Origin of the sequence: Vibrio sp. HA2012 (assembly GCF_002812955.1) — a bacterium.
GTDB lineage: Bacteria > Pseudomonadota > Gammaproteobacteria > Enterobacterales > Vibrionaceae > Vibrio.
In genome coordinates this window covers 1-23,289 of sequence record NZ_PFXK01000002.1, presented here as the reverse complement: position 1 = coordinate 23,289, position 23,289 = coordinate 1, and the positions used below count along the sequence as shown (strand labels likewise).

25 protein-coding genes and 1 pseudogene are annotated in these 23,289 nt (G+C 42.6%); 11 read left to right on the top strand and 15 right to left on the bottom strand.

Annotation, left to right across the window (positions count from 1 at the left end):
• Window positions 1-2 precede the first annotated feature (2 nt).
• Entirely contained in the window at window positions 3-374 is a 372-nt protein-coding gene (locus CSW98_RS04055) for a MaoP family protein (protein WP_100799188.1), read from the bottom strand.
• 138 nt (window positions 375-512) lie between these two features.
• On the opposite strand from CSW98_RS04055, the gene CSW98_RS04050 reads away from it, so the two are divergent.
• A complete protein-coding gene (locus CSW98_RS04050) occupies window positions 513-1,397 on the top strand; it encodes a LysR family transcriptional regulator (protein ID WP_100799187.1) in 885 nt (294 codons plus the stop codon).
• Here the strand turns inward: CSW98_RS04050 and CSW98_RS04045 are convergent.
• Window positions 1,394-1,675, bottom strand: a complete 282-nt coding sequence (locus CSW98_RS04045; protein WP_100799186.1) for a hypothetical protein — start codon at window positions 1,673-1,675, stop codon at window positions 1,394-1,396. The genes CSW98_RS04050 and CSW98_RS04045 overlap by 4 nt on opposite strands.
• Before the next feature lie 206 nt (window positions 1,676-1,881).
• On the opposite strand from CSW98_RS04045, the gene CSW98_RS04040 reads away from it, so the two are divergent.
• The 3 genes from CSW98_RS04040 (at window position 1,882) to CSW98_RS04030 (ending at window position 5,581) form a co-directional block, all read left to right on the top strand.
• Window positions 1,882-3,033 (top strand): sugar diacid recognition domain-containing protein, encoded by a 1,152-nt coding sequence (locus CSW98_RS04040; protein ID WP_100799185.1) that lies wholly within the window; start codon window positions 1,882-1,884, stop codon window positions 3,031-3,033.
• Between the two features lie 134 nt (window positions 3,034-3,167).
• A complete protein-coding gene (locus CSW98_RS04035; RefSeq protein WP_100799184.1) occupies window positions 3,168-4,433 on the top strand; it encodes a GntP family permease in 1,266 nt (421 codons plus the stop codon).
• A gap of 17 nt (window positions 4,434-4,450) precedes the next feature.
• On the top strand, window positions 4,451-5,581 hold the full coding sequence (locus CSW98_RS04030; RefSeq protein WP_100799183.1) for a glycerate kinase: 1,131 nt from the start codon (window positions 4,451-4,453) through the stop codon (window positions 5,579-5,581).
• 76 nt (window positions 5,582-5,657) lie between these two features.
• On the opposite strand, the gene yghU is transcribed toward CSW98_RS04030, so the two are convergent.
• Both yghU and CSW98_RS04020 read right to left on the bottom strand, forming a co-directional pair.
• Window positions 5,658-6,539 carry a glutathione-dependent disulfide-bond oxidoreductase gene (yghU, locus tag CSW98_RS04025; protein ID WP_100799182.1) on the bottom strand — a complete coding sequence of 294 codons (882 nt, stop codon included), beginning with the start codon at window positions 6,537-6,539 and terminating at the stop codon, window positions 5,658-5,660.
• Window positions 6,540-6,574: 35 nt separating this feature from the next.
• A complete protein-coding gene (locus CSW98_RS04020; RefSeq protein ID WP_100799181.1) occupies window positions 6,575-7,564 on the bottom strand; it encodes a LacI family DNA-binding transcriptional regulator in 990 nt (329 codons plus the stop codon).
• A gap of 268 nt (window positions 7,565-7,832) precedes the next feature.
• On the opposite strand from CSW98_RS04020, the gene CSW98_RS04015 reads away from it, so the two are divergent.
• The gene (locus CSW98_RS04015) at window positions 7,833-9,251 is read left to right on the top strand and encodes a sucrose-specific PTS transporter subunit IIBC (RefSeq protein ID WP_100799180.1); all 1,419 of its coding nucleotides are present in this window, start codon (window positions 7,833-7,835) and stop codon (window positions 9,249-9,251) included.
• A gap of 71 nt (window positions 9,252-9,322) precedes the next feature.
• Here the strand turns inward: CSW98_RS04015 and kdgR are convergent, their stop codons facing one another.
• Complete coding sequence (kdgR, locus tag CSW98_RS04010; RefSeq protein WP_100799179.1) at window positions 9,323-10,111, bottom strand: DNA-binding transcriptional regulator KdgR; 789 nt, start codon at window positions 10,109-10,111, stop codon at window positions 9,323-9,325.
• Window positions 10,112-10,371: 260 nt separating this feature from the next.
• Window positions 10,372-11,088 (bottom strand): aspartate/glutamate racemase family protein, encoded by a 717-nt coding sequence (locus CSW98_RS04005; RefSeq protein WP_100799178.1) that lies wholly within the window; start codon window positions 11,086-11,088, stop codon window positions 10,372-10,374.
• A gap of 349 nt (window positions 11,089-11,437) precedes the next feature.
• On the opposite strand from CSW98_RS04005, the gene CSW98_RS04000 reads away from it, so the two are divergent.
• The 6 genes from CSW98_RS04000 (at window position 11,438) to CSW98_RS03975 (ending at window position 16,915) form a co-directional block, all read left to right on the top strand.
• Complete coding sequence (locus CSW98_RS04000) at window positions 11,438-11,743, top strand: PTS sugar transporter subunit IIB (RefSeq protein WP_100799177.1); 306 nt, start codon at window positions 11,438-11,440, stop codon at window positions 11,741-11,743.
• Between the two features lie 95 nt (window positions 11,744-11,838).
• Window positions 11,839-13,173 (top strand): PTS sugar transporter subunit IIC, encoded by a 1,335-nt coding sequence (locus CSW98_RS03995; protein WP_100799176.1) that lies wholly within the window; start codon window positions 11,839-11,841, stop codon window positions 13,171-13,173.
• A gap of 53 nt (window positions 13,174-13,226) precedes the next feature.
• Window positions 13,227-13,535 carry a PTS lactose/cellobiose transporter subunit IIA gene (locus CSW98_RS03990; protein WP_100799175.1) on the top strand — a complete coding sequence of 103 codons (309 nt, stop codon included), beginning with the start codon at window positions 13,227-13,229 and terminating at the stop codon, window positions 13,533-13,535.
• A gap of 10 nt (window positions 13,536-13,545) precedes the next feature.
• Window positions 13,546-14,868 carry a 6-phospho-beta-glucosidase gene (locus CSW98_RS03985; RefSeq protein WP_100799174.1) on the top strand — a complete coding sequence of 441 codons (1,323 nt, stop codon included), beginning with the start codon at window positions 13,546-13,548 and terminating at the stop codon, window positions 14,866-14,868.
• Between the two features lie 28 nt (window positions 14,869-14,896).
• Window positions 14,897-15,634: a chitin disaccharide deacetylase gene (gene chbG, locus CSW98_RS03980; protein ID WP_100799173.1), complete on the top strand. Its 738-nt coding sequence runs from the start codon at window positions 14,897-14,899 to the stop codon at window positions 15,632-15,634.
• A gap of 285 nt (window positions 15,635-15,919) precedes the next feature.
• Entirely contained in the window at window positions 15,920-16,915 is a 996-nt protein-coding gene (locus tag CSW98_RS03975) for a LacI family DNA-binding transcriptional regulator (protein ID WP_100799172.1), read from the top strand.
• A gap of 54 nt (window positions 16,916-16,969) precedes the next feature.
• Here CSW98_RS03975 and CSW98_RS03970 read toward each other — a convergent pair whose 3' ends face one another.
• The 9 genes and pseudogenes from CSW98_RS03970 to CSW98_RS03930 form a co-directional block, all read right to left on the bottom strand.
• Window positions 16,970-17,452, bottom strand: coding sequence for a GNAT family N-acetyltransferase (locus tag CSW98_RS03970; RefSeq protein ID WP_100799171.1), 483 nt, complete (start codon window positions 17,450-17,452; stop codon window positions 16,970-16,972).
• A gap of 64 nt (window positions 17,453-17,516) precedes the next feature.
• Complete coding sequence (locus CSW98_RS03965; RefSeq protein ID WP_100799170.1) at window positions 17,517-18,116, bottom strand: pentapeptide repeat-containing protein; 600 nt, start codon at window positions 18,114-18,116, stop codon at window positions 17,517-17,519.
• 103 nt (window positions 18,117-18,219) lie between these two features.
• Window positions 18,220-18,327 (bottom strand): annotated as a pseudogene (locus tag CSW98_RS17685) (GNAT family N-acetyltransferase); the annotation flags it as partial.
• A 116-nt stretch (window positions 18,328-18,443) separates the two neighbouring features.
• Entirely contained in the window at window positions 18,444-18,659 is a 216-nt protein-coding gene (locus CSW98_RS03955; protein WP_198517271.1) for a hypothetical protein, read from the bottom strand.
• A gap of 95 nt (window positions 18,660-18,754) precedes the next feature.
• Window positions 18,755-19,216: a GNAT family N-acetyltransferase gene (locus CSW98_RS03950; protein ID WP_100799595.1), complete on the bottom strand. Its 462-nt coding sequence runs from the start codon at window positions 19,214-19,216 to the stop codon at window positions 18,755-18,757.
• 162 nt (window positions 19,217-19,378) lie between these two features.
• The gene (locus tag CSW98_RS03945; RefSeq protein ID WP_100799169.1) at window positions 19,379-20,035 is read right to left on the bottom strand and encodes a QnrVC family quinolone resistance pentapeptide repeat protein; all 657 of its coding nucleotides are present in this window, start codon (window positions 20,033-20,035) and stop codon (window positions 19,379-19,381) included.
• A 349-nt stretch (window positions 20,036-20,384) separates the two neighbouring features.
• The gene (locus CSW98_RS03940) at window positions 20,385-20,732 is read right to left on the bottom strand and encodes a DUF3024 domain-containing protein (protein WP_100799168.1); all 348 of its coding nucleotides are present in this window, start codon (window positions 20,730-20,732) and stop codon (window positions 20,385-20,387) included.
• A gap of 930 nt (window positions 20,733-21,662) precedes the next feature.
• A complete protein-coding gene (locus CSW98_RS03935; RefSeq protein WP_100799167.1) occupies window positions 21,663-22,664 on the bottom strand; it encodes a hypothetical protein in 1,002 nt (333 codons plus the stop codon).
• A gap of 155 nt (window positions 22,665-22,819) precedes the next feature.
• Window positions 22,820-23,140, bottom strand: a complete 321-nt coding sequence (locus tag CSW98_RS03930; protein WP_100799166.1) for a hypothetical protein — start codon at window positions 23,138-23,140, stop codon at window positions 22,820-22,822.
• Window positions 23,141-23,289: the final 149 nt, after the last annotated feature.

Below are 23,289 nucleotides of genomic sequence, written 5' to 3'. Positions count from 1 at the left end.
GATTAATCCTCATAAAGGCTGCTAGGTTCATCTTCAAGTTCAACCAGACTCTGGCTGGCTGACGGTTTTTTACTATTCAGGGTATGAAACTGCTTTCTCCCACGTGCAAATTTAACGTACTTCAGCCAGACTTTTTCCAGTTTGGTTTTGGCCTTGCCGTGATCTTCCAGTACCTTAACAAAATGCTCTTCTTCCTTATTTTCAGGCTGCAGTGTTCCTGCCTCCAGACCGGACATGGTGTCACCGTAATAAATAAGAAGCTCTTCTTCCATAATGGTGAAATTACCTGATTTAGCAAAACCGCGCGGAAATGCTTTATTATCGTAAAAACGCTTTTCGCCCATGCGAAGTTCTATCTCAGCGTCAGTACTCATAATGACCTCATATTTCTTGTCTGTGTTGAAGTAAGGCGAAATTAGGGCTAATCCTTGTAAAAGAAAATCAAAACATTTTTATCGTCACAACAAGGAATTATTGTTAATCTCCGCTCTGAGCAATTTGAGAATTTCACTATGGATGTAAAAGTATTTCGTACCTTTCTGGAAGTGGCTAAAGTACGTCATTTCGGGCGCGCAGCTGAGAACCTGTATATCACTCAGGCCGCCGTCAGCGCCCGTATTAAACAGTTGGAAGCCTACTTCGATACAACCCTGTTTATCCGGGACAGAAATGCCATAAAACTGACCTCTGCCGGTGAACGTTTGATCGGCTATGCAGAAGTGATGGTCACCTCTCTGGAGCAGGCCAAATTCGAACTTTCACTGGAAAGTGGAAAAGCCTTGCAACTGACAATCGGCGGTTCACCGAATATCTGGGATGCCTATCTGCAAAACTGCCTGAGCGAAATTACCGATACGTTTAACGGCTATGGTTTTATTGCAGAGGCACTAACCCGAGAGCAACTGAACCGAAGCCTGATGGAAAGAACTCTGGATATCGCGTTTATGCTGGATCCACTGAAATCAGAAGAACTGAAATGCCGGGAAATTGCAGATCTGGTGTTGACGCTGGTTTCAACAACACCCTGCCATGTAAATGAAGTATTCCAGCAAAAATACGTCTACATCGACTGGGGTACGCGTTTTTCCTCAGAACATGCAGAGCGTCATCCCGGTATTCCGGCACCTTTCCTGCGTACATCGTCAGGGAGAATCGCTCTGGATTTTATTCTGGAAAAAGGCGGAGCCGCCTATCTGCCAGCCACAATTGTCGAACCTTTTCTTGCATCAGGTCAGTTACACCGGGTTGCAGGTATTCATGAATGGCACCGGCCTATCTATCTGATCTACAGAAAAAATAGTTCAACCATAGAAGCGATCCGACAGGTAGAAGATCTGGTTATGGGTATCGACCCGTTAACCGCATTCAGCCTACAGCAAGCGGGAGAAATGAATTAGACAGAAATTCGGTTATTACGTACCAAGGCCCGGCGGATATTTTTACACATTTTACCAAATTGATAGAGCTCATCGAATGTCGGTGGTATTCCCCTGTTAATTTGGTGCTGCCAGTACTGAAGTTCTGCATCAACCATTTCCATCAGTTTCTTAGGGCAGCCAATGCATGTGTTATCCGGGCCACATACAAAAGTATCTTCCTGATATAACGGAAATTCAGCTTTTACAGCATCAATAATCTGCTGCATGGCAGTAATCCTATCCGGCTTGTTAGCCATAACACTCCCCCGTATATAAAAAACCATCGGATAGCCCGACAGAAAAGGCTATAACGATGGTCTGAAACAATGCTGAGTCAGCGACAAAATATCATTTATATATCCGTTGGCAAGTGTTCAACAGCAAGAATCCATTCTTTCTTGATAACCATTACCTCTTAAATGCTATGATCAACACCTTGATCCCACAATAACCTACTAAACTGATGCAATTAAACGAGACTATCGCTAGGCAAATCGTTGCCCGAACCATGAAAATTATACCTTATTCTATTAACGTCATGGATGACAAAGGACGGATCATCGGCTCAGGCGATCCTGCCCGTTTATATCAAAAACACGAAGGGGCTGTTCTGGCAATTACTGAATGTCGTATAGTCGAAATTGATCATGCAACCGCAGAAAATCTTAAAGGAGTTAAACCCGGCATTAACCTGCCGATACTTTATCTGGATAAAATTATCGGCGTTATAGGAATTTCCGGCACACCAGATCAGGTACATCACTATGGCGAACTGGTCAAAATGACTGCAGAATTGATTGTTGAACAAGCCGCACTAATGTCCCAGGTTCAATGGAATAAACGTCATCGTGAAGAACTGGTTCTACAACTGATTCAGGGAACTCAGCTTAACGATACTCAACTTAGCTCTATTGCTGAGCGTCTCGAACTCGACCTGTCACAGCCTCGGATTGCAGTTCTGGTTAAAGTCATTCCTGATAAAAATACCGCTTTTTCACTAGAACATCTTCAACATCTGGTTCACCTTCTTGAATATCCGGAACGAGACAACCTTGTTGGGATACTATCGGTTTCTCAAAAACAGGTTGTTGTACTAAAACCCATTTCTCTGACTAAAAATGATTGGTCGAGAGATACGGAAACGAAGCGTATAAATCAATTACTTAAACGTATATCTAAAGAAGGAAACTTCACTATAAAAATGGCTCTGGGTGACTATTTCCCAGATGTCGATGGACTGGCAAAATCTTTTGAAACCGCTCAGCTCACTATGCAGATCGCAGCAAACAAACTCGGTAATGTTTTCTTTTATCAAGATCACAAACTGCCGGTACTGATGAGTAGCCTTCTGTCAGAGCCATGGAAAGCATCGCAACTGGAACACCCTTACAAATTACTTCTGCAACACGACACAAAAGGTACATTAGTCAAAACCCTGAATGAATATTTTAAGCAAAATTGTGATGCATGTCTAACTTGCCAAGTTCTGCATATTCATCGGAATACTCTGAGATATAGAATGGACAAGATAGAACAGATAACATCCTTAGATATCAACAAATTAAGCAACTTACTCCAACTCTATCTGGCACTAAGCTTATTTTCCAACGAATAGAACATTTTGTGCAAACGCACAAAATACAATCTCTAAAAACAGAATAAATTTGTAGTAATCTCTAAAGACTCTACTGACTTTAGTCCCTATATTCGACACAAAATAACTCTTACCTACATTGTGGAAATAAAAAAATGATTGAAGTCTCTACTCTCGGAGCTTTAGCTGCACTGGTTATCGCTATCGCTCTTATTCTAAAAAAAGTTCCGCCAGCTTATGGCATGATCATTGGTGCTCTCATCGGTGGGGTAGTTGGCGGGGTATCCCTGACTGATACCGTTGGACTAATGATTGGTGGTGCACAAGGTATCGTTACCGCAGTACTCCGTATCTTAGCTGCTGGGGTTCTGGCCGGAGTTCTAATCGAATCAGGAGCAGCAACATCTATTGCCGAAACCATTGTTAAAAAAGTTGGTGAAACACGAGCCCTTCTGGCTTTAGCCATAGCAACCATGATTCTGACTGCTGTTGGTGTGTTTGTGGATGTAGCAGTCATTACTGTGTCTCCAATTGCACTGGCTATTGCACGCCGTGCCGATATTTCAAAAACTGCTATTTTGCTGGCTATGGTTGGCGGAGGTAAGGCTGGTAATGTGATGTCTCCAAATCCAAATGCCATAGCTGCCTCTGATGCATTCAATGTTCCACTGACTTCAGTAATGGCTGCTGGTATCATTCCAGGTTTATGTGGACTATTTTTGGCTTATTTTATTGCCAAGCGATTAATAAACAAAGGCAGTAAGGTAACAAAAGAAGAGGTTATTGCTGTTGACCTATCTAAATTACCTAAATTTAGTACAGCTATTATTGCTCCACTGGTTGCAATCGCTTTACTGGCACTTCGCCCTATTGCTGGAATTAATGTTGACCCACTAATTGCACTACCTTTAGGCGGTCTGCTTGGCTCAGTCGCTATGAGCCGCTTTAATGATACAAATCATTTTGCAATATCGGGTTTAAATCGTATGGCTCCTGTTGCCGTTATGCTTCTTGGTACTGGTACTCTAGCCGGTATTATTGCAAATTCAGGCTTAAAGGATGGCCTGATCAGCCTGCTAACAGCGTCAGGTTTACCGTCTTATCTTCTGGCTCCGATTTCAGGTGCAATGATGTCACTTGCTACAGCATCAACAACAGCAGGTACTGCTGTTGCTTCAAATGTATTCAGTCACACCATTCTAGAGCTGGGAGTACCGGCATTAGCTGGCGCTGCGATGATCCACTCAGGTGCAACCGTATTGGATCATATGCCTCACGGCAGTTTTTTCCATGCGACTGGTGGCGCTGTTCATATGGATATTCGTGAGCGTCTAAAGCTTATTCCATATGAATCAGCTGTGGGTCTAATGATTACCTTCATTTCCGTAATGATGCTTGGTGTATTCGAACTATTTGTATAAGTTTTTGAGGTTTAGAAATGAAAATTGTAATTGCTCCTGATTCTTACAAAGAAAGCCTGACAGCGATGGAAGTCGCGACCGCAATAGAACATGGATTTAAGCAAATACTTCCCCATGCAGAGTATATTAAGTTGCCTATGGCAGATGGTGGTGAAGGAACTGTACAGTCACTGATAGATGCGACTGGCGGAGAAATAGTTAAACATACCGTAACAGGTCCTTTGGGTGAACAAGTCGAAGGTTTTTATGGTCTTCTTGGTGATGGAAAAACCGCTATTATAGAAATGGCTGCTGCATCTGGGCTTCATCTTGTAGAACCCGATCTGCGTAATCCCCTGAAAACCACAACCTATGGTACAGGAGAGCTGATTGTTGCTGTTCTTGAAAGAGGAGTAGAGCACATCATCATTGGTATTGGAGGCAGTGCAACCAATGATGGAGGACTGGGAATGGCTCAAGCCTTAGGTATCCGAATGCTGGACAGTTCAGGAAATCAACTTGGTTATGGTGGAGGTGAATTGAATAAGCTAGCGACAATTGATATGTCGGGGTTAGATCCTCGCCTTATCACAACTCGCATAGAAGTAGCTTGTGATGTTGATAACCCTTTATGTGGACCAAAAGGTGCTTCACATGTTTTTGGTCCACAAAAAGGTGCCACACCTGAAATGGTCAGACAGTTGGATAATAACCTTGCCACTTATGCAAATGTTATCAAAATACAACTGAATAAGGATGTGAAAGACATGTCCGGTGCCGGTGCGGCAGGTGGTTTAGGTGCAGCTTTACTCAGTCTGTTATCTGCGGAACTTCGCCCTGGCATTGATATTGTCATGGATGCGGTAAATTTAAGTAATGCTGTGGCCAATGCCGACCTTGTTATTACCGGAGAAGGACGAATTGACAGTCAGACTATTCATGGAAAAACACCCATCGGTGTTGCTCGGATGGCAAAAAAATACAACTGTCCGGTGATTGGTATTGCCGGCTGTCTGTCTTCCGACTGTGGAATTGTTCATAATCATGGTATTGATGCCGTGTTTTCAGTAGTCAATAAAGCCATGGATCTGACCACCGCCCTTGAAGAAGCAGCTAGAAATATTGAGTTAACTTCACGAAATATTGCAGCTGTTTATTGCATAAAATAAAGATGGCTATCCATCCAAATATAATTAATGACTCATTTTGATCAGCAAAGCCGGTTCTGATGAACCGGCTTATGATTTATTCGCAATAATTCAGCCTATTAGGCTGTAACCTGAGTGCAGCATCAATATCTGCCGCGCAGTGACGTTCTTTAATCGCTTCCCAGGGCTCACCCATTGGCTTATTAACAATTCTTCCTCGCTGCACCGCTGGTCGTCCTGCAATCATCACAGCCCAACGCTGCACATGCTGATAGCTCTGCACATCCAAAAACTCAGCAGAACCACCATATAATCTGTCCAGAACTAAATTTCCGTACCATGGCCATACCGCAATATCAGCAATACTGTATTCCTCACCAGCAATATAAGTATGCTTAGCCAACTGCTTATCCAAAACATCCAGTTGACGTTTAGCTTCCATCGCAAAACGGTTAATCGGATATTCTAGCTTTTCCGGAGCATAGCTATAAAAATGACCGAATCCCCCCCCCAAATAAGGTGCAACCCCCTGTAACCAAAACAGCCAGTTCATTACCTGAGTCCGGGCCTGTATTTCTTTCGGCAAAAAATAACCAAATTTTTCGGCCAGATAAAAGAGGATATTGCCAGACTCAAAGACATCGACTGGCTTATCACCAGAGTAATCCACCATCACTGGAATTTTAGAATTCGGATTCACCTTAACAAACCCGGAGCCAAACTGCTCCCCTTCTCCAATTTTAATCAAAAACGCATCATATTCAGCTTCCATTACACCAAGAGCCAGTAACTCTTCCAGCATAATCGTAACTTTCTGTCCGTTAGGTGTCCCCATTGAATACAACTGAATAGGATGCTCACCGACAGGGAGCATTTTTTCATGCCGGGCACCGGAATCAGGACGATTAATACTCGCCCATTGCCCACCATTGTCGTCATTCATTGTCCATACTTTGGGCGGAATATATTGGTTTGCCATACGATATCCTCCTCTAAATACATCAAAATCAAAACCTAACAGGTTTCTCTTTCAACAGCCTGAAAGTTCAGTACTACTTTACTGGTGTACTGCTGTTTACCTTCAATCAGATCCAAAAGAACATTAGCTGATGTTTCTCCTGCAGAGTCAAAAGCATAGTTGAATGTCGACAGTGAAGGACGAGAAATAAAGCCCAATTCGTCATTACCAACGCCCAGTACTTTAATGTCTTTCCCTGGCTCTTTTCCAGCTTCCAGAATAGCCTTAATGGCACCGACAGCAATACGGTCCGTAGCACAAAATACCCCATCCATCTCTGGGTGCTCGATGACTAACTGGCGCATCTGCTCATAACCGGACTCAACAAAGAATTTACCACGACTGTGAAACAGCGGATCCCCCAAACCAGCATACTGCAATGCCTGAGCCAGCCCCTGATAACGCATAGAGTCAACGGCAATATCCTCACTCTGTACCCCGATAAAGCCTATTTTTGTCGCTCCGGCATCCACCAGTCGCTGTCCCGCAGCAAAGCCAACTCGGTTATCATCATGAATGACACTCGGAATATCAAAAAAAGAACCATCCTGACCGACAAGAACAACCGGCGCCTGAGACATTTTAATGACTTTGACCAGATCCTGATCCAGATGTGTCGCATACAAAAGGATCCCTTCTACCCGTTTTTGATTAAACAACCGGATAAATTCAATTTCTTTTTCATTATTCTGCTGACTGTTTGCCAGAAGAACATGCTTATTGGCTTCTTCAAATATTCGGCTTAAGCCATCAACACCCTGAGAAACCGCACTGGATGATACCCGGGGAACAATTACCCCAATAAGATTGGTCTTCTGCGATTTCAGATCTTTCGCCACCTGATTAACGACATAACCACACTCTTCAATGGCCTTTCTTACCTTGATCTTAGTACTTTCTTTGACACCATATTCATCATTGATTGCGCGAGATACAGTAGATTTAGATACCCCAGCCAACTTAGCCACATCATGCAAACTTGCCATGCTTCATTCTGCCTTTATTATTTTATCTGCAATGGATTGCAATTCTGACAAGAATTCTCTGCAAAAGATAGCAGGAATGACACGCACTCATCCGCCAGTCTGCCTGAATAAACAGATCATGCTCACACTTTATTAGAATAAATCCCTATTTTTCGCTATATTTCAGCAAAGCTCGCAATGGGAGCGTTCCCAGAGATTGACCATAGTCACACCTTCGTTCAGAAATAAGCAATACTTAAACCAAAGAAAAATTAAAGTAACTCATATCATGAACTACCCTGCAGTAGCAAAAGAACTCTTAGAGCTGATCGGCGGTAAAGCCAATCTCGATGCTCTGGCACACTGTGCCACCCGCCTTCGCCTGGCTGTAAAAGATGAGTCTCTGATCCAGGAAGAAGCCATCGAAAACCTTGACGGTGTTAAAGGCCAGTTTAAGGTTGCCGGACAGTACCAGATCATCTTCGGCTCCGGTATCGTCAATAAGGTATACGCCGAAATGGCCTCTCTCACCGGGATGGCTGATATGTCAACCCGTGACGTAGCCGCCATCGGGGCGCAAAAACAGAACATCGTTCAGCGGGCAGTAAAAGGTTTATCTGACATCTTTGTTCCTATTATCCCGGCTATCGTGGCTGGCGGTCTGCTGATGGGGCTGTTTAACGTACTGACCGCTAAGGGCCTGTTTATCGATGGCATGTCATTGATCGATGCCAACCCGGGTATGGCCGATCTGGCAAGTATGATCAACACTTTTGCTAACGCTCCTTTTGTTTACCTGCCGGTTCTGCTTGCCTTCTCTGCATCGAAGAAGTTTGGCGGCAACCCGTTCCTCGGCGCGGCTCTGGGTATGCTGATGGTTCACCCTGATCTGCTGAATGGCTGGGGATTCGGTGGCGCAAGTGTGGCCGGAACTATTCCAACGTGGAACATCTTTGGTTTTGAGATTCAGAAAGTAGGATATCAGGGCTCGGTTCTGCCGGTACTGGTGTGTGCCTTTATTCTGGCCAAAGTAGAAAACGGGCTGCGTTGCGTTATCCCATCGGTACTGGACAACCTGCTGACGCCAATGCTGGCTATCTTTATTACCGGTTTCCTGACGTTCACACTGGTAGGACCGGCAACCCGTGATATCGGCTTCCTGCTGGGTGATGGTCTGAACTGGCTGTACGACTCCGCCGGTTTTGTCGGCGGTGCATTATTCGGCTTTATCTACGCACCATTCGTTATCACCGGTATGCACCACAGCTTTATTGCCATTGAAACCCAATTACTGGCCGATATTGCCGTGACCGGAGGTACTTTTATCTTCCCTATCGCGGCGATGTCTAACATTGCTCAGGGAGCAGCCGCTCTGGCCGTCGGTATAACGACAAAAGATGTGAAAACCAAAGGGATTGCCCTGCCATCCGGTATCACCGCGCTGCTGGGTATTACTGAACCGGCAATGTTTGGTGTGAACCTGAAACTGCGTTATCCGTTTATTGCAGCAATCTGTGCTGCTGCGGTATCCAGTGCATTCCTGACCATGTTCAACGTAAAAGCTCAGGCTCTGGGTGCAGCGGGTCTGCCGGGTATCATTTCTATCCGTCCGGACAGCATCAGTGTGTATGTTATTGGTATGCTGATTTCTTTCGCAGTTTCATTTGCCCTGACTCTTGCTCTGGGTTCCCGCCAGGAAGTGAAATAGCCCCCATAATTCAGATATAAAAAGCTCCGGATATTCCGGAGCCTCTTGCAAAGGGTCACTGAAACCAGATATCAGTCAGTATAAGGATACTTACTGCATCCCAGTTTGCTGGAAATGCGGGCAGCAGCAGCATGTAGCTCCGCAATATGGGTCTTTTTATTCTCTTCGGTAAAACGGATTGTCGGGAGTGAGATACTTAACCCGGCAACAACCCGATTGAACCGGTCATACACCGGTACAGCCAGACAACGTAATCCGACTTCCTGTTCTTCATTATCTTCACCGTACCCCTGCGTTCTTACCTGTGGAAATTCACTCAGCAACGAATCAATATCGGCATGAGTCCGCTCCGTTGACTTAGTAAATTCCACATCCGCCAGTATATTCCGGACTTCATCTTCTTCTCTTCCCGCTAGCAAAACTTTACCAATTGCCGTGGAGTAAAGTGGATTACGACGCCCAATACGTGACTGCATACGCAGGTTGTACTTAGAATCAATTTTATGAATATAAATAATACTATCGCCATCCAACGCACCAAGATGCAGGGCTTCCATAGTCAGATCAGAAATACGGCGCATCTCAATATCCGCGATATCAACAAGATCAACATACTCTAATGTCGTTGCCCCCAACTCAAATAACTTCAGGGTAAGAGAATAATTTTCACTTTCACCTTCCTGAGCAACATAACCCAAAGTCTTCATGGTCTGGAGAAAACGGTATACCGTACTTTTAGACATCATCAGACGCTGAGCCAGTTCACTGATCCCAATGTCTTTTTGTGTGCTCAGAGCTTGCAAAATCCCAAATGTTTTTAGTACAGAAGAAACGGATTCTGGCTGTTTACCGTTTGACATTATTATTTCCTATATTACTGAATTACTTCTTATACGCCCGCAGGGCTGTAACAAACACCGCTGAATTACAACAAAACAAATCATGCAATCAACAAAATAAAAAACAAATAAGACCTGATTCCGATGGCGATGCAAGTAAATCCTCGCAGAACAGCCATCTTAAGTACCTCAGGTCTCATGCATAAGTAGAATCAATTTAAAATAATGTTCTACAAAAAAAAAGGTATTCGTACCATTATTTTGCTATACCACTCAATTATTCAGGGCGTATATACCGAAGTGGCTTCAGACAAAGCCAGAATCACTCCCTGCCGGGCATGGATGTCTGTCGTATCGTACAAAGGAACAGCGGTATCCTGTTGGCTGACAAGCAGTGCAATTTCCGTACATCCCAGAATCACAGCCTGTGCACCCTGTTCATAGAGCTTATTGATAATATCCAGATATACCGCTCTGGACTCAGCCTTAATGGCACCCTGGCATAATTCACGGAAGATAATATCATGTACAACAGCCCGTTGAATTTCATCCGGCACAATCACATCAATGCCAAACTTCTCGTTCAACCTGCCTTTATAAAAATCCTGCTCCATTGTAAAACGGGTACCTAACAAACCGACTGTCTTAATACCATCCTTAAGCAGGCTACCTGCAGTAGCGTCTGCAATATGCAAAATGGGAATTGAAATTGCAGCCTCAATCTCCGGAGCCACTTTATGCATGGTATTGGTACAGATCATCAGAAAATCAGCCCCGCCCTTCTCTACCGCGTTAGCAGCATCCGCAAGAATTTCTGCCGCTTCAGACCAACGGTTTTGATGTTGAAGTCTCTCAATCTCTTCAAAATCAACGCTATACATGCAAATTTTCGCTGAGTGCAAACCACCCAGTTCAGACTTTATCCCTTCATTGAGGGCTTTGTAATAACTAACTGTAGATTCCCAGCTCATTCCGCCTAATAAACCAATTGTCTTCATCTTATTTTCACACCTACACCTTTAAATTCTATCGATATTCTTAACACATTTTCCGATATAACCTCAAGATGCACAAATGTCATGATCTGAACATTCAGGTATCAGCTATCCCGTTGTTTTGGTTTAAAATATAAAAACACAAGAACGATAAATAACAAATAAAACAGTAATTCAGTTATTTAACTAATAATAAAAACCTAGCGAGATCAAAAAAAACCAATTAAATACATAATTAATTTGCGAGTGAAATCACGCACAACGCAACCGGTTGCTCTTTCGTGTTTAAGATAGCTTTGCTAGAATTTTTTCTATCTAGTTTGCTTTATATTTGTACTAACGGGAGAGAATGATGAGAAAAATTTTACTGTGTTGCAGTGCTGGAATGTCTACCAGCATGTTAGTTAAAAAAATGACGCAAGAGGCTGAAAATCAAGGTATTGAATGCAAAATAGATGCGTTACCGGTTAATGCATTTAATGATGCCATTCAAGAATATGATGTGTGTCTGCTTGGTCCTCAGGTCAGATTCCAGCTTGAAGAACTGCAAAAGTCAGCAGAAGAATATGGAAAAAGTGTCGCTGCAATTTCATCCATGGATTACGGAATGATGAAGGGAAAAGAAGTTCTGCGGCAAGCCCTGGCTTTAATTAAATAATAATTTAAATTCAATAAATAACGGAAACACTTGTCACTATAATTAATTTATGGTGTTAGGGTTATTTTATCTAAATAAATATAAGGACTGACTCTATGAAACTTTACGATGCGATAATAAATTTCGTAGAAAAGCGTATTGCCCCACTGGCTGAAAAGGTAGGTAATCAGGCTCATGTAAGAGCAATGCGTGACGGTTTTATCGTTGCCATGCCATTTATTATTGTGGGTAGTTTTATTCTAATTTTTGCTTTTCCCCCATTTGATGAAAATACACAAAATTTCATTGGCAAACCATGGCGCGATTTTTCTCAGACCTATTTCAAAGAGATTATGATGCCATTTCAGATGTCAATGGGCATTATGACAATATTCGTCTCTATCGGTGTTGCTAACAGCCTTGCTAAAACCTATAAGATGGATGGTATAACCTGTGCAGCTTTATCACTGATGTGCTTTTTGCTGGTAGCCTCTCCAGTTAAAGACGGCGGATTACCGGCAACCTTTATGGGCGGAACAGGTATCTTTACCAGCGTAATGTGTGCTTTCTTCTCAGTCGAACTGTATCGTTTTATGAAGAAACACAATATTACTATCCGCATGCCGGAACAGGTTCCACCAGCGATAGCTCGTTCTTTTGAAGCACTGCTGCCCGTTGTGGCCGTATTCCTGACCTTATACCCTCTCAGTCTGTTCTTCCAGAATCAGTTCGGTATGCTGATCCCTGACGCAGTCATGGCTATGTTTAAACCACTAGTCAGTGCATCCAATACTCTTCCGGCCATTATCGGGGCTCTGCTTGTTTGTCAGATGCTATGGTTTGCAGGTATTCATGGTGCAGCTATCGTTGTCGGCCTTTTGTCACCGATTTTCCTAACCAATATCGGTACCAATATCGATGCTTTTATGGCCGGACAACCTGTTCCAAACATCTTTACACAACCATTCTGGGACTTCTATATTTTCATCGGTGGTTCGGGAGCAACGCTGGCTCTGGTGATTATGATGGCATTCAGCCGTTCAGCACACCTTCGCAGTGTTGGCCGTATGAGTGTGGTTCCTGGTTTCTTCCAGATTAATGAACCCGTGATCTTCGGTAGTCCAATTGTAATGAACCCGACACTGTTCATCCCGTTTGTATTCGCTCCAATCATTAACGCAACTATCGCCTACTTTGCTGTACATGCCGGATATGTTGGTATGGGGATCGCAACAACGCCATGGACAGCACCGGCCGTCATCGGCGCCTCTTGGGGTGCAGGATGGACGTTTGCTCCGGTGTTATTGGTAATTGCACTTCTGACCCTGGATTTCTTTATTTACCTGCCTTTCTTCCGCATGTTTGAAAGGCAAATCCTGAAACAAGAAAACCAGATTGAAAAAGATAAAACAACCCAATTAGAGGCTTCCGGAGAAAGTATCCCGGCTTAACCCTGTCAGGCTGTCCTTAAGGGACAGCCTTTAAAAATAAAGTGAGGAAAAATATGGAACAGGAATTCATCGTAATGGAGATCATCTGTAATGCAGGTGAAGCAAGAAGTCTCTGCTATGAAGCCTTACGACTGTCCAGAGAAAAAAACTTCTCTGCCGCTGAGGAAAAACTTGCAATGGCGAAAGAGTGCCTGAATAAAGCGCATCTTATCCAAACACAACTGATTGAAGCAGATCAGGGTGAGGGCAAAGTGCCAATGACCCTGATTATGGTACATGCACAGGATCACCTGATGACAACGATTCTGGCACAGGAAATGGCTTCCGAAATGGTAGCACTGCATAAACAACTGACTAAGTAAGGAGAAAATCATGGCAAAAGAAACATTAAAGCTAGCAATCATCGGCGGTGGAAGTAGTTATACACCCGAACTGGTTGAAGGTGTATTGAAACGCCTCAATCGGCTACCGGTTAAAGAAATGCACTTTGTAGATATTGAAGAAGGCGCGGAAAAGCTTCATGTTATTCAGGCTCTGACGGAAAGAATGATTAAAAAAGTCGGAGCGAATATTACCGTCAAAGCTGACTTTGACCGTCGGGCAGCAATAAAAGATGCTGACTTTATAATGACTCAGTTTCGCGTTGGAGGATTAGAAGCCCGGGCTTGTGATGAAAGAATCCCGCTAAAATATAATGTTATCGGACAGGAAACGACCGGCCCGGGTGGCTTTGCAAAAGCATTAAGAACCATACCTGTTATCCTAGATATCTGCCGGGATATCGAAGAACTGGCTCCAGATGCCTGGATGCTGAATTTTACCAACCCGGCAGGTCTGGTCACTGAGGCCGTAAGCAAGTATACCAACGTTAAAAGCATTGGTCTGTGCAATGTTCCAGTGTCCATGCGCATGATGATTGCAGAAATGATGAAATGTGAGCCACAGGATCTTCAGCTCGAATTTGCCGGACTCAACCATTTGGTCTGGGTAACCAAAGCCTGGCTACATGGTAAAGATATTACTGATCTCGTTCTGGAAAAAGTCGGTGATGGCGCCAACTTCAGTATGAAAAATATCTTCGAAGAACCATGGGATCCTCAGTTCCTGAAAGCACTCGGAGCCATTCCCTGCCCTTACCACCGCTACTTTTACCAGACAGGTGCTATGTTAGCAGAAGAAAAAGAAAGTGCTGAAGAAAAAGGAACCCGGGCAGAGCAGGTAATGAAAACCGAACAGAGGCTATTCGATCTCTATCGGGATGAAAGTCTGGCCGAAAAACCTAAAGAGCTGGAAGAAAGAGGAGGAGCCTATTATTCCGATGCATCACTAAATCTGGTGGATGCTATCTACAATGACCAGAACAGTATCCATGTAGTTAATGTTCGCAATAATGGCACTATCAATACTCTACCGGATGACGCAATCATCGAATGCAGCTCAGTCATTGGTCGTTGGGGAGCAAAACCACTGACAATAGGCCAACTGCCCGGCAAACTGAGTGGCCTTCTACATCAGGTAAAAGCTTACGAACAACTGACTATCGAAGCCGCGGTCCACGGTGACTATGGTCAAGCTCTGATGGCTCTGGCAAGTAACCCTCTGGTTCCGGATATCAACTGCGCCAAAGCGATTCTTGAAGATATCCTGCGGGAAAATTCAACTTACCTTCCGCAATTTAAACTAACCACTATTTGACAATAACAGGCAGTGAGCTTTAACGCATATGAAAGTGATATTTAACGCAGACGACTTTGGTCTGACCGAAGGTGTAAACGACGGTATTATAGACTCTTTTATTAACGGTGTTGTACGATCAACCACACTAATGGTCGGTATGGGGGCTGAAATGCACGCGCTAAAACTGGCACAACAACACCCAAAACTTAAAATTGGCCTGCATTTAAGGTTCACTGCCGGTGCTCCTCTGACTAAAAATCCGCTTCTGACAAGAAAAGATGGTAATTTTCCTGCTTTATCTGATTTCTGGAAAAAACAGTTTTTTGATCCACAGGCAGTACGTAATGAAGTTATTGCTCAGATAGAACATTTTCTCGGACTGGGACTGAAACTCAGCCATATTGACAGTCATCATCATGTCCATACACACCCACAACTGGCTCCCATCATATATACAGCAGCTAAAGAATATCAGGTACCTCTCAGAGGTTCTGGCTTCTCCAACGGAAAAAAAGCCCTCCGTTATAGCTTTACTGATAAGTTTTACGACAAAGGGGTGAGTCAATATACACTGATACAACACCTGACCGAACTGAAAGAACATTTTGATATCGTTGAAATAATGTGTCATCCGGCAATTGCGGATAAGGCTCTACTGTCAATAAGCAGTTACTACTTCCAGCGGGAAGAGGAACGTCGCCTGTTGACCAGCCCTGAATTGAAAAGGGCATTACAGGAAAATGCGATAGGAATTACCGATTACTCTGAATTACTTTCTTCATAATAAAAAGAAATAAGTTCCGATTTTATACTCAAACAACCTGAAAATGCTGGTAGGCGATAATTAAATAAGCCTTATTAGACACAAATACATTCTGTGTCAAAGACAAGTAACGTAGCCAGCACCACTGCAACTTCAGGCCAGAAGGGTATACTGTCAGTATAAAAGTCCCCCTGTAGAACGGGTTGATGTTTTATTTTTTATATAGTCAGCAAGTGCATCATCCGTACTAATTTTCTGTATACTGACAGTCTTTTATTTTCATTAAATAGTAAGTTGAATCAGACAATGGCCAGAATCAAAGATGTAGCGGAACTTGTAGGTGTGAACCGTTCGACGGTATCCAGAATCATTAATGGTGAAGGCAAATTCCGGGAAGATACTGTCCGGAAAGTTCATGAAGCCATGGCGCAGCTCAACTACAGACCCAGCGCCGTCGCACGCTCTCTTGCGACTTCGTCTACGAATATGATAGGGCTTCTGGTGACTTACTACACCGGCGGATTCTTCGGTGAAATGATGGAACAGATTCAGTCTGAACTGGACTTGCATAAGAAATTTCTGATCACCGCACAAGGACACCAATGTCTGGAAGGAGAAAAAGAAGCGATACAGCGATTCCGTGATCTGCGTTGTGACGGATACGTTCTGCACAGTCGTTATCTGACAGATGATGAACTACGCAGTTTGGCAACACAACCAACACCATTTGTACTGCTGGACCGCTACGTAGAAGGACTGGAAGAGCGTTGTATTACCTTTGATCACTGTAAAGCAAGTTATCTGGCCGTTCAGCATCTTATTACTCAGGGGCATAAAAAAATAGGCTGTCTTACCGGCCCGGTTAACCGCAATAATGCCAGAGAAAGAGTGAAGGGATACCTAAATGCGACTGCAGACGCAGGGTTACCAATGGATATTTCATGGTCTGAGGCTGGTGACTATGGCCGCAGAAGCGGCTACAAAGCAATGGACATACTGCTTAAACGACATCCGGATATCAGCGGCTTGTTTTCTTGCAGTGAAGAAATGACTTCCGGTGCGCTGCAGTATTTACATGAGAACAATATTAAAGTTCCGGATCAGATATCGATTATTAGCTTTGACAGCGTTGACCTATGTGAATCACTGTACCCGTCCGTATCCGCTGTCCACTTTCCTATCAGTGACATGGCTAGATCTGCAGTGCAGGTACTAACAGGATTAATAAGTAATCAACCCTGTCCGGGTATCCGCCAGTTTGAATCAGAACTAAGACTCAGAGACAGTAGTGTCACCTTATAATCCTAGGTCTCGATAGCCCAAACAACACTCAACGGTGATTTAGACAAAAGAAATTTAAAGCACTTTCTGCCAGAATAGAGCCTGACCCATTTGTGGATCTAATTCATAACCGGCAAAACCAAATTTCCTATAAGAATGACGGGCAATCTTATTACCTTCAAGAACTTCCAATGTCATTTTACAGCACCCTAGTTCTTTGGCTATTTCTTCTACTTTGCAGAGCATTTTCTGACTTAAACCCAGTCCCCGAAATTTTTGATCAACTACTACATCATGAATATTGATCAGGGGTTGGCACTTAAATGTTGAAAAGCTTTGGAAGCAATTTATTAATGCGGCAGCTTGACCATCAACATAGCATATCACACTAAAAGCATGCGGTATTTTAGATAGTTCTTCAATCAGATTATTCTGTACATATTCTGAAAGAGGAATGCCACCACCCATAAGGTCTAAGGCATATTCGTTCATTAGATTGCGAATATCTTTTCCATGTTGCGGATTTGAATAGTCTGCAACAATTACTGCTACTTCCATAATTTCTCCAAATCTAAATTTTCTTCAGGCTCTGTCTGTCCCGCCAAAAGGATTTATCAAACTATTACTCAACTAACTCAATACCTAAGCTTTCTAACAAATTCAACGCTTCATAGCGTGAAAACTTCGCCTTTTTAATATTATTTTCTAATACATCAATTTCGTACGCTATTGATTCACTGAAATCAGCACCTTGCAAATTTGTTCTCATAAATAAACTATGACTAAAATCACTATAAATCATTGTTGAACCTAAAAAGTTACCTTCCCGAAAATCAACATCATGTAGCTTGCATTCATCAAAAACTAATTCATTTAAGGTCAGACCAAAGAAAGATGAGTCATTTAAAATACAACGCTTAAAACTTAATTCAAAGTCTGAGTGATAAACTGGCCATATCGCTTTCGTCCAATCGACACCAATTAACTTACTATCTTGAAATTTAAGCTCAAATAATTTTGAATTTAGAAAATTAACCAAACTTAAATTACAGCGTTCAAATATGCAATTTGTAAATTTACATTTTTGAAATTTAGCCCCTGAGAAATCACAATCGGAGAATTGGCAACCTTCAAATTCGATATCGCTATACAGCTCATCAGAAGAGAAAAGCTTCTCAAAAGAAATGTCGAAATAATGCTCATTATTTTTAAAACCGGTCATCATATCCTCTGAATAAATTAATGTTTCGCATAACCGAATCCGTCGGAACATCAAAAACGAATCGGACCAAAAGTGGCACGTATTTTCCCCTTTGAGTTGTTTGTTATGTGCTTAAACTCATTGTGAACTCTAGATGACCTGTATGCGCATCTTTTTGCTCACTGATAACTTTAACTCCTTGAGTTAAATAGAACTGATAACTGGCCTCGTTGCTGATATTGACACAGGATCCTGCTCGTAAGCCAAAATGTTCTCAAAGGCTATTTTGCTTTATATCCTTGCAACATTTAGTCCACAGTCAGGTAAATAGAACACCAACAAGTTATCCTACATGGGCGCGCGCCCAACGGTTGAACCTTTATGATGGGTAAATTCAAGATGATAGCTATGAGTCTCATTCACGATAATCGAACCGTCAAAGCCATTATGATTCTTAAAAGTTCCCAGTAACTTGGGACTAAGTCCGAGAACACACATTTCCGTAACTTTAGACAAATTATCTGTCGGTCGAGCCACTCTCAGCTTTGCTGATTTAGGTATCATTGATTTCTCCATTAAAAGCACATAACGCCCTGCTAGTAGGCAAAAAACAAACTGAACCAAAAATCGTACGCATTTTTGTCCCTTTGAGTTCTTTGTTATGTGGTGATTCCCAAAACCATTATGGAGCTTGATTCACCTTCTAAGTGTAAAACTTGAAAACCATGTTTTTGATAAAGCTCTATATTGTGGCTTTCACATTGTAAATAGAGCTTTTTAATGCCTAGTTCTACAGCTTTATTTTTAGATTTTTCAATTAGATGATTTGAAATACCTTTACACCTATGTTCTGGCGCAACAAAAACACCCCCCAACCAATGAACATAATCAGGGTAATTCCTGTTTTCGTGATACTTCAGCTCAGCTACGCCAACAAGCTTATTATCTTTGCGGGCGATAATAGCCAAAGGAATTTGACTGCTGCTAACCGATTTTTTAGCAACATCTTCAAATACCATTTCTTTTGAAACATTGGAAGCATGACAAGCCCACTCATCGTAATACCATTGGGCAATCTGCTTTGCTTCATGCGGATAATCCACGAGTAAAGTTATCTCCATATTTCCTCTTAGCCACATCGCGCCCGCCTAAGGGGCTGGCAACGCATTACACCAAACTCAAACACAACAACCGAAACCACCGCGGCTCAATGGGACTGGAAACGCCGCGCGTTGACAGTCCCTCTTGAGGCGTTTGTTATGTGTGTGTTCAAACCATCAAATTTAGTCAGGAACTACTATTAAACCTAATTGCTCTAAAAGTTGTTCTTGCTGCCACGAACAGATCTTTACACCTGTAAGGTCAACTTTCCGAGGGTCTAAACCACACAACTCCGAGTGGCTCAAATCACAACCTTGCAACCTACACTGGCTCCAACACCCTTCAGAAAATACTCCCCGACTTAAATCAGACTCTTTAAATGATGCCCCACTCAGATTTGCACCAATCCATCTATTCTCAAACAAATCACACTTTTCGATACACTGCTTTTCAAAGTTGGCGTATGAAAGATTACAACCTGTTATATAGGCTGAACAAAAATACATTCTGTTCGATACCTGATTCATGAAGCTAGCTTGAGCAAAATTGGCACCCTTTAAATCGCATTCTCTAAACTCGATACCAAAGCAATTTGCACCTTTGAAATACGACATTGAAAGACTGCAGTTTTTAAAAGATGCATCTCTAAGATCCGAGTAAGAAAAATCACACCCCTCTAATTCTCCTCGTTCAATGAAAGAACAGTCTACAAATTGAGTGTCGCGGAGGTTTGCTCGTTTAAAGGAACAGCAGAAAAATTTGCAATTTTTAAAATACTGGCCACTCATGTCTTGATGTAAAAAGTCTGCTTGTACATATAACTGATCTGTTTTATCCATTTTCTAGCCCTTTTTTTATTTGAGTCGAAGACTAACATTTACCAACCAGTTCTCAAGCAAAATAAACACCTTAAAAACAGCAACTTACAGACACTTAAAATCGCAAAAATAAGGCGCCAAATTAACGCTCTAAGGCACTGCTTTTTGATCCACCCATGCCGCATGGCTAGAAAAAAGTTTTGACCAATCACAGCAGTCACAAGGAAAGAAAACACATAACGCCCGGCTAATGGGCAAAAACCAATATCATATGCACCCAATTTAAACAGCCGAAACCCCGAAAGCAAACCGAACCAAAAATCGTGCGCGTTTTTGTCCCGTTGAGCCGTTTGTTATGTACGGGCTAAAGTTACCCCCAAAAACACCCGAATTCATCGGTATCAATCACGCCAATAAACTGCTCTAGTGTTTTTACCGTTGAATCTGGCTCATAACCGTGCCACTTTAGATCCGCTCTCATCCAATAGATTTTCCAATTATTCTTGGTTCTGACATAAGTCGCTTTGGCTATCGGGTGTTCATGAATAATCGATGAATCTCTCCAATTTGGCCGCACTTCAAAGACTTCTATACTCTGACCAGAAATTCGATAGCTGATATCAAGCTTATCCCTTATCCGGGGTTCAGGACGACGTGTTTCTATATACGAGCCGACAATTTTCTCGTACCGTTTTTGTTCAAATTCAGAAAATGCCATAACCATCCTGATATTAACTAATTTAAGCCGCTTACCAAATTATTAAGAGGCAAGTACATAACGCCCAACTAAAGGGCAAAAACCAAAGCCCATTCACTCAACCGAACCAGCCGGAACCCCGAAAACAAACCGAACCAAAAATGCCGCGTGTTTTTGTCCCTTTGAGTTGTTTGTTATGACGGCGGCTCCGAACCGACCAAAAACCGCTGATTCAAAGAATAAGATGAACGAGCATCAACGCCAAGATTCAGGACACCGCATTTTCGAGCGGCTTAACCCTTTTCAATTATTGGCAATTAAAGCGGTGAGCCAACGGACACAAATGCCCATTTTGCACCAGTGAGAGCCTACAGCCGCACTGAAGATGAACCTAGAAAATCACCTGCCAAACGAAACGCGGCAGCCTACTAAAAACTAAAAGAAAGACCGACCTCATAACGCCCGGCTAATGGGCAAAAACCAATATTATATGCACTCAATTTAATCAGCCGAAACCTCAAAAGTAAACCGAACCAAAAGTGCTACGCGTTTTTATCCCGTTGAGCAGTTTGTTATGACGGCGGCCCCGAACCGAGCAAAACCGGCTGACCCAAAGAATAAGATGAACGGGCATCAACGGAAAGATTCAAGACACCGCGTTTTCGAGCAGCTTAACCCTTTTTAATAATTGGCAATTAAAGCGGTGAGCCAACGGATAAACAAGGCCCATTTTGCACCAGCGAGAACTTACAGCCGCAATAAAGACAAACCTGGAAATTACCCAAGAAACAGAACGCGGCAACCCACTGAAACCCAAAAGAAAGCCCGACCTCATAACGCCCTGTTAAGGGGTGAGCAACGCAATACCGAAGCCGCCGCATACCACCTTAGTCACTTAAACCAACGCATAGTAAAAATGCCACGCGTTGCGAATCCCTCTTGAACAGTTTGTTATACCCTTTCTGCATCGATACGGGTTTGTAGTTTTGAATAAAGTTCAGCAAAGTCCGCTTTTTCCGGATATGCAATACCATCCGAAGGAGCTAGCATCATTAAGCATTCCCACAAAGCTTCGCAAGAGCGACGTGGATGACGCGCTAATAAGCTAGTGTAAAATGAATTGGTTGTTCTGTAATGATGTGTATGGATAAAGTCGTCCCACCTGTCGGCTAACTCATCCCCAGTTAGGACATCGATAACTTCAATTTCTTCTAGTGATTTTTCATCTTTAGTACCCCAAGAATCTTTTAGCAGTTTTACTGCTTCTATATCAGATACAGGTGCACCATAGCCAAAAATAGTAAAAATATAACCCGATTTTAGGACTCTCTTAAACGCAGCCCACTCAGCGCTAATAAATGAATCACTTGTGTAGTTCTTTTCAGTAACTGGGTAAAGTATTTTCGAGTTTTCAAAATTTTCCCCACATTTAGCACAAACCATATTTGCATAACTCTTAATTTTACAGTTATGACATATTCCTAGTGCAACCGAGCCATGCAAGTAATAAGTGCGAGGCATTGGAGCAAAGTGGCGATTTCTTTCGATTGCTTGGAACAAGAACGGATCCCAATTAAATGTTGCTATGACATCCTTTTCTCTGAGTGATAATACTAAGTGGTCATAAAGGGTTGGATGATCTGGTAGTTCCATTCCAGAAAAATAATCATAGATTATTTTTTCAATATCTTGAGTAATGACTGCGAGAGACGGATCACTAGATATTTGAGCATAAATGGCTTCAAAATCATCATAAGGCGGTTCGACTCCAGCTTTTGCTAAGTAAGACTCGATACCTAGAGTTTCTACGAAATTTTTCATTACCGGAAGTTTCCGACCATTTCTGTCGCCATAAGGAAAAGCTGCTAAGCTCGCTCCCGCTCCTAACAAGACGCAGTGAGGACGCTCAAAATTTACTTTTGCTACTTCCTCTTCTTCTGAAAATATTCTCATATCTATCACCTACCTTGCTCAAAGGGTATAACGCCCAATTAAGGGGTGAGCAACGCTACCACCCAAACCTAAAGCATTGTGCCATAAACACTATATTTGAAGTAGAAGCAAAAATGCCAAGCGTTGGGAATCCCTCTTAAATTGTTTGTTATAACTCAGTATTCTGACTGCAATTTCTTATGTAGCTTCAATATATCCGCCGCAATTTTGCTCGCTGTTTTATTTTGGATCTTAGTCATTGTATGAGCGACAGCACCTTCAACCATTTTGCCTTCAAAGTTAGTTCTAGGACCACTTTTAGTCATACGTTCTTGTATTGATCGCCAGTCACCAAGCAACTCTTCGGGAAAGTGAATATCTAAAAGACTTGAAATCACCTCATTGGCACTAAGCAAGCGACTTCTCGCATCACCAGCTCCAATACACAACTCTTCTACTGCATCATCAATACGACCTTTAACATATTGGTATTTCATGTATAAATTTCCTCGGAACTTGAATGAGTTATAACGCCCTGTTAAGGTGTGAGCAACGCAATACCGATGCTTCCGTACACCGCCTTAAACACTAAACGCAACGCATAGCAAAAATGCCGAGCGTTGCGAATCACTCTTAAACAGATTGT

Bases quoted from the DNA above. Each gene is read 5' to 3' on its own strand.
- CSW98_RS04055 (WP_100799188.1), bottom strand. From the start codon at position 374: ATGAGTACTGACGCTGAGATAGAACTTCGCATGGGCGAAAAGCGTTTT.
- CSW98_RS04050 (WP_100799187.1), top strand. From the start codon at position 513: ATGGATGTAAAAGTATTTCGTACCTTTCTGGAAGTGGCTAAAGTACGT.
- CSW98_RS04045 (WP_100799186.1), bottom strand. From the start codon at position 1,675: ATGGCTAACAAGCCGGATAGGATTACTGCCATGCAGCAGATTATTGAT.
- CSW98_RS04040 (WP_100799185.1), top strand. From the start codon at position 1,882: ATGCAATTAAACGAGACTATCGCTAGGCAAATCGTTGCCCGAACCATG.
- CSW98_RS04035 (WP_100799184.1), top strand. From the start codon at position 3,168: ATGATTGAAGTCTCTACTCTCGGAGCTTTAGCTGCACTGGTTATCGCT.
- CSW98_RS04030 (WP_100799183.1), top strand. From the start codon at position 4,451: ATGAAAATTGTAATTGCTCCTGATTCTTACAAAGAAAGCCTGACAGCG.
- yghU (WP_100799182.1), bottom strand. From the start codon at position 6,539: ATGGCAAACCAATATATTCCGCCCAAAGTATGGACAATGAATGACGAC.
- CSW98_RS04020 (WP_100799181.1), bottom strand. From the start codon at position 7,564: ATGGCAAGTTTGCATGATGTGGCTAAGTTGGCTGGGGTATCTAAATCT.
- CSW98_RS04015 (WP_100799180.1), top strand. From the start codon at position 7,833: ATGAACTACCCTGCAGTAGCAAAAGAACTCTTAGAGCTGATCGGCGGT.
- kdgR (WP_100799179.1), bottom strand. From the start codon at position 10,111: ATGTCAAACGGTAAACAGCCAGAATCCGTTTCTTCTGTACTAAAAACA.
- CSW98_RS04005 (WP_100799178.1), bottom strand. From the start codon at position 11,088: ATGAAGACAATTGGTTTATTAGGCGGAATGAGCTGGGAATCTACAGTT.
- CSW98_RS04000 (WP_100799177.1), top strand. From the start codon at position 11,438: ATGAGAAAAATTTTACTGTGTTGCAGTGCTGGAATGTCTACCAGCATG.
- CSW98_RS03995 (WP_100799176.1), top strand. From the start codon at position 11,839: ATGAAACTTTACGATGCGATAATAAATTTCGTAGAAAAGCGTATTGCC.
- CSW98_RS03990 (WP_100799175.1), top strand. From the start codon at position 13,227: ATGGAACAGGAATTCATCGTAATGGAGATCATCTGTAATGCAGGTGAA.
- CSW98_RS03985 (WP_100799174.1), top strand. From the start codon at position 13,546: ATGGCAAAAGAAACATTAAAGCTAGCAATCATCGGCGGTGGAAGTAGT.
- chbG (WP_100799173.1), top strand. From the start codon at position 14,897: ATGAAAGTGATATTTAACGCAGACGACTTTGGTCTGACCGAAGGTGTA.
- CSW98_RS03975 (WP_100799172.1), top strand. From the start codon at position 15,920: ATGGCCAGAATCAAAGATGTAGCGGAACTTGTAGGTGTGAACCGTTCG.
- CSW98_RS03970 (WP_100799171.1), bottom strand. From the start codon at position 17,452: ATGGAAGTAGCAGTAATTGTTGCAGACTATTCAAATCCGCAACATGGA.
- CSW98_RS03965 (WP_100799170.1), bottom strand. From the start codon at position 18,116: ATGACCGGTTTTAAAAATAATGAGCATTATTTCGACATTTCTTTTGAG.
- CSW98_RS03955 (WP_198517271.1), bottom strand. From the start codon at position 18,659: ATGATACCTAAATCAGCAAAGCTGAGAGTGGCTCGACCGACAGATAAT.
- CSW98_RS03950 (WP_100799595.1), bottom strand. From the start codon at position 19,216: ATGGAGATAACTTTACTCGTGGATTATCCGCATGAAGCAAAGCAGATT.
- CSW98_RS03945 (WP_100799169.1), bottom strand. From the start codon at position 20,035: ATGGATAAAACAGATCAGTTATATGTACAAGCAGACTTTTTACATCAA.
- CSW98_RS03940 (WP_100799168.1), bottom strand. From the start codon at position 20,732: ATGGCATTTTCTGAATTTGAACAAAAACGGTACGAGAAAATTGTCGGC.
- CSW98_RS03935 (WP_100799167.1), bottom strand. From the start codon at position 22,664: ATGAGAATATTTTCAGAAGAAGAGGAAGTAGCAAAAGTAAATTTTGAG.
- CSW98_RS03930 (WP_100799166.1), bottom strand. From the start codon at position 23,140: ATGAAATACCAATATGTTAAAGGTCGTATTGATGATGCAGTAGAAGAG.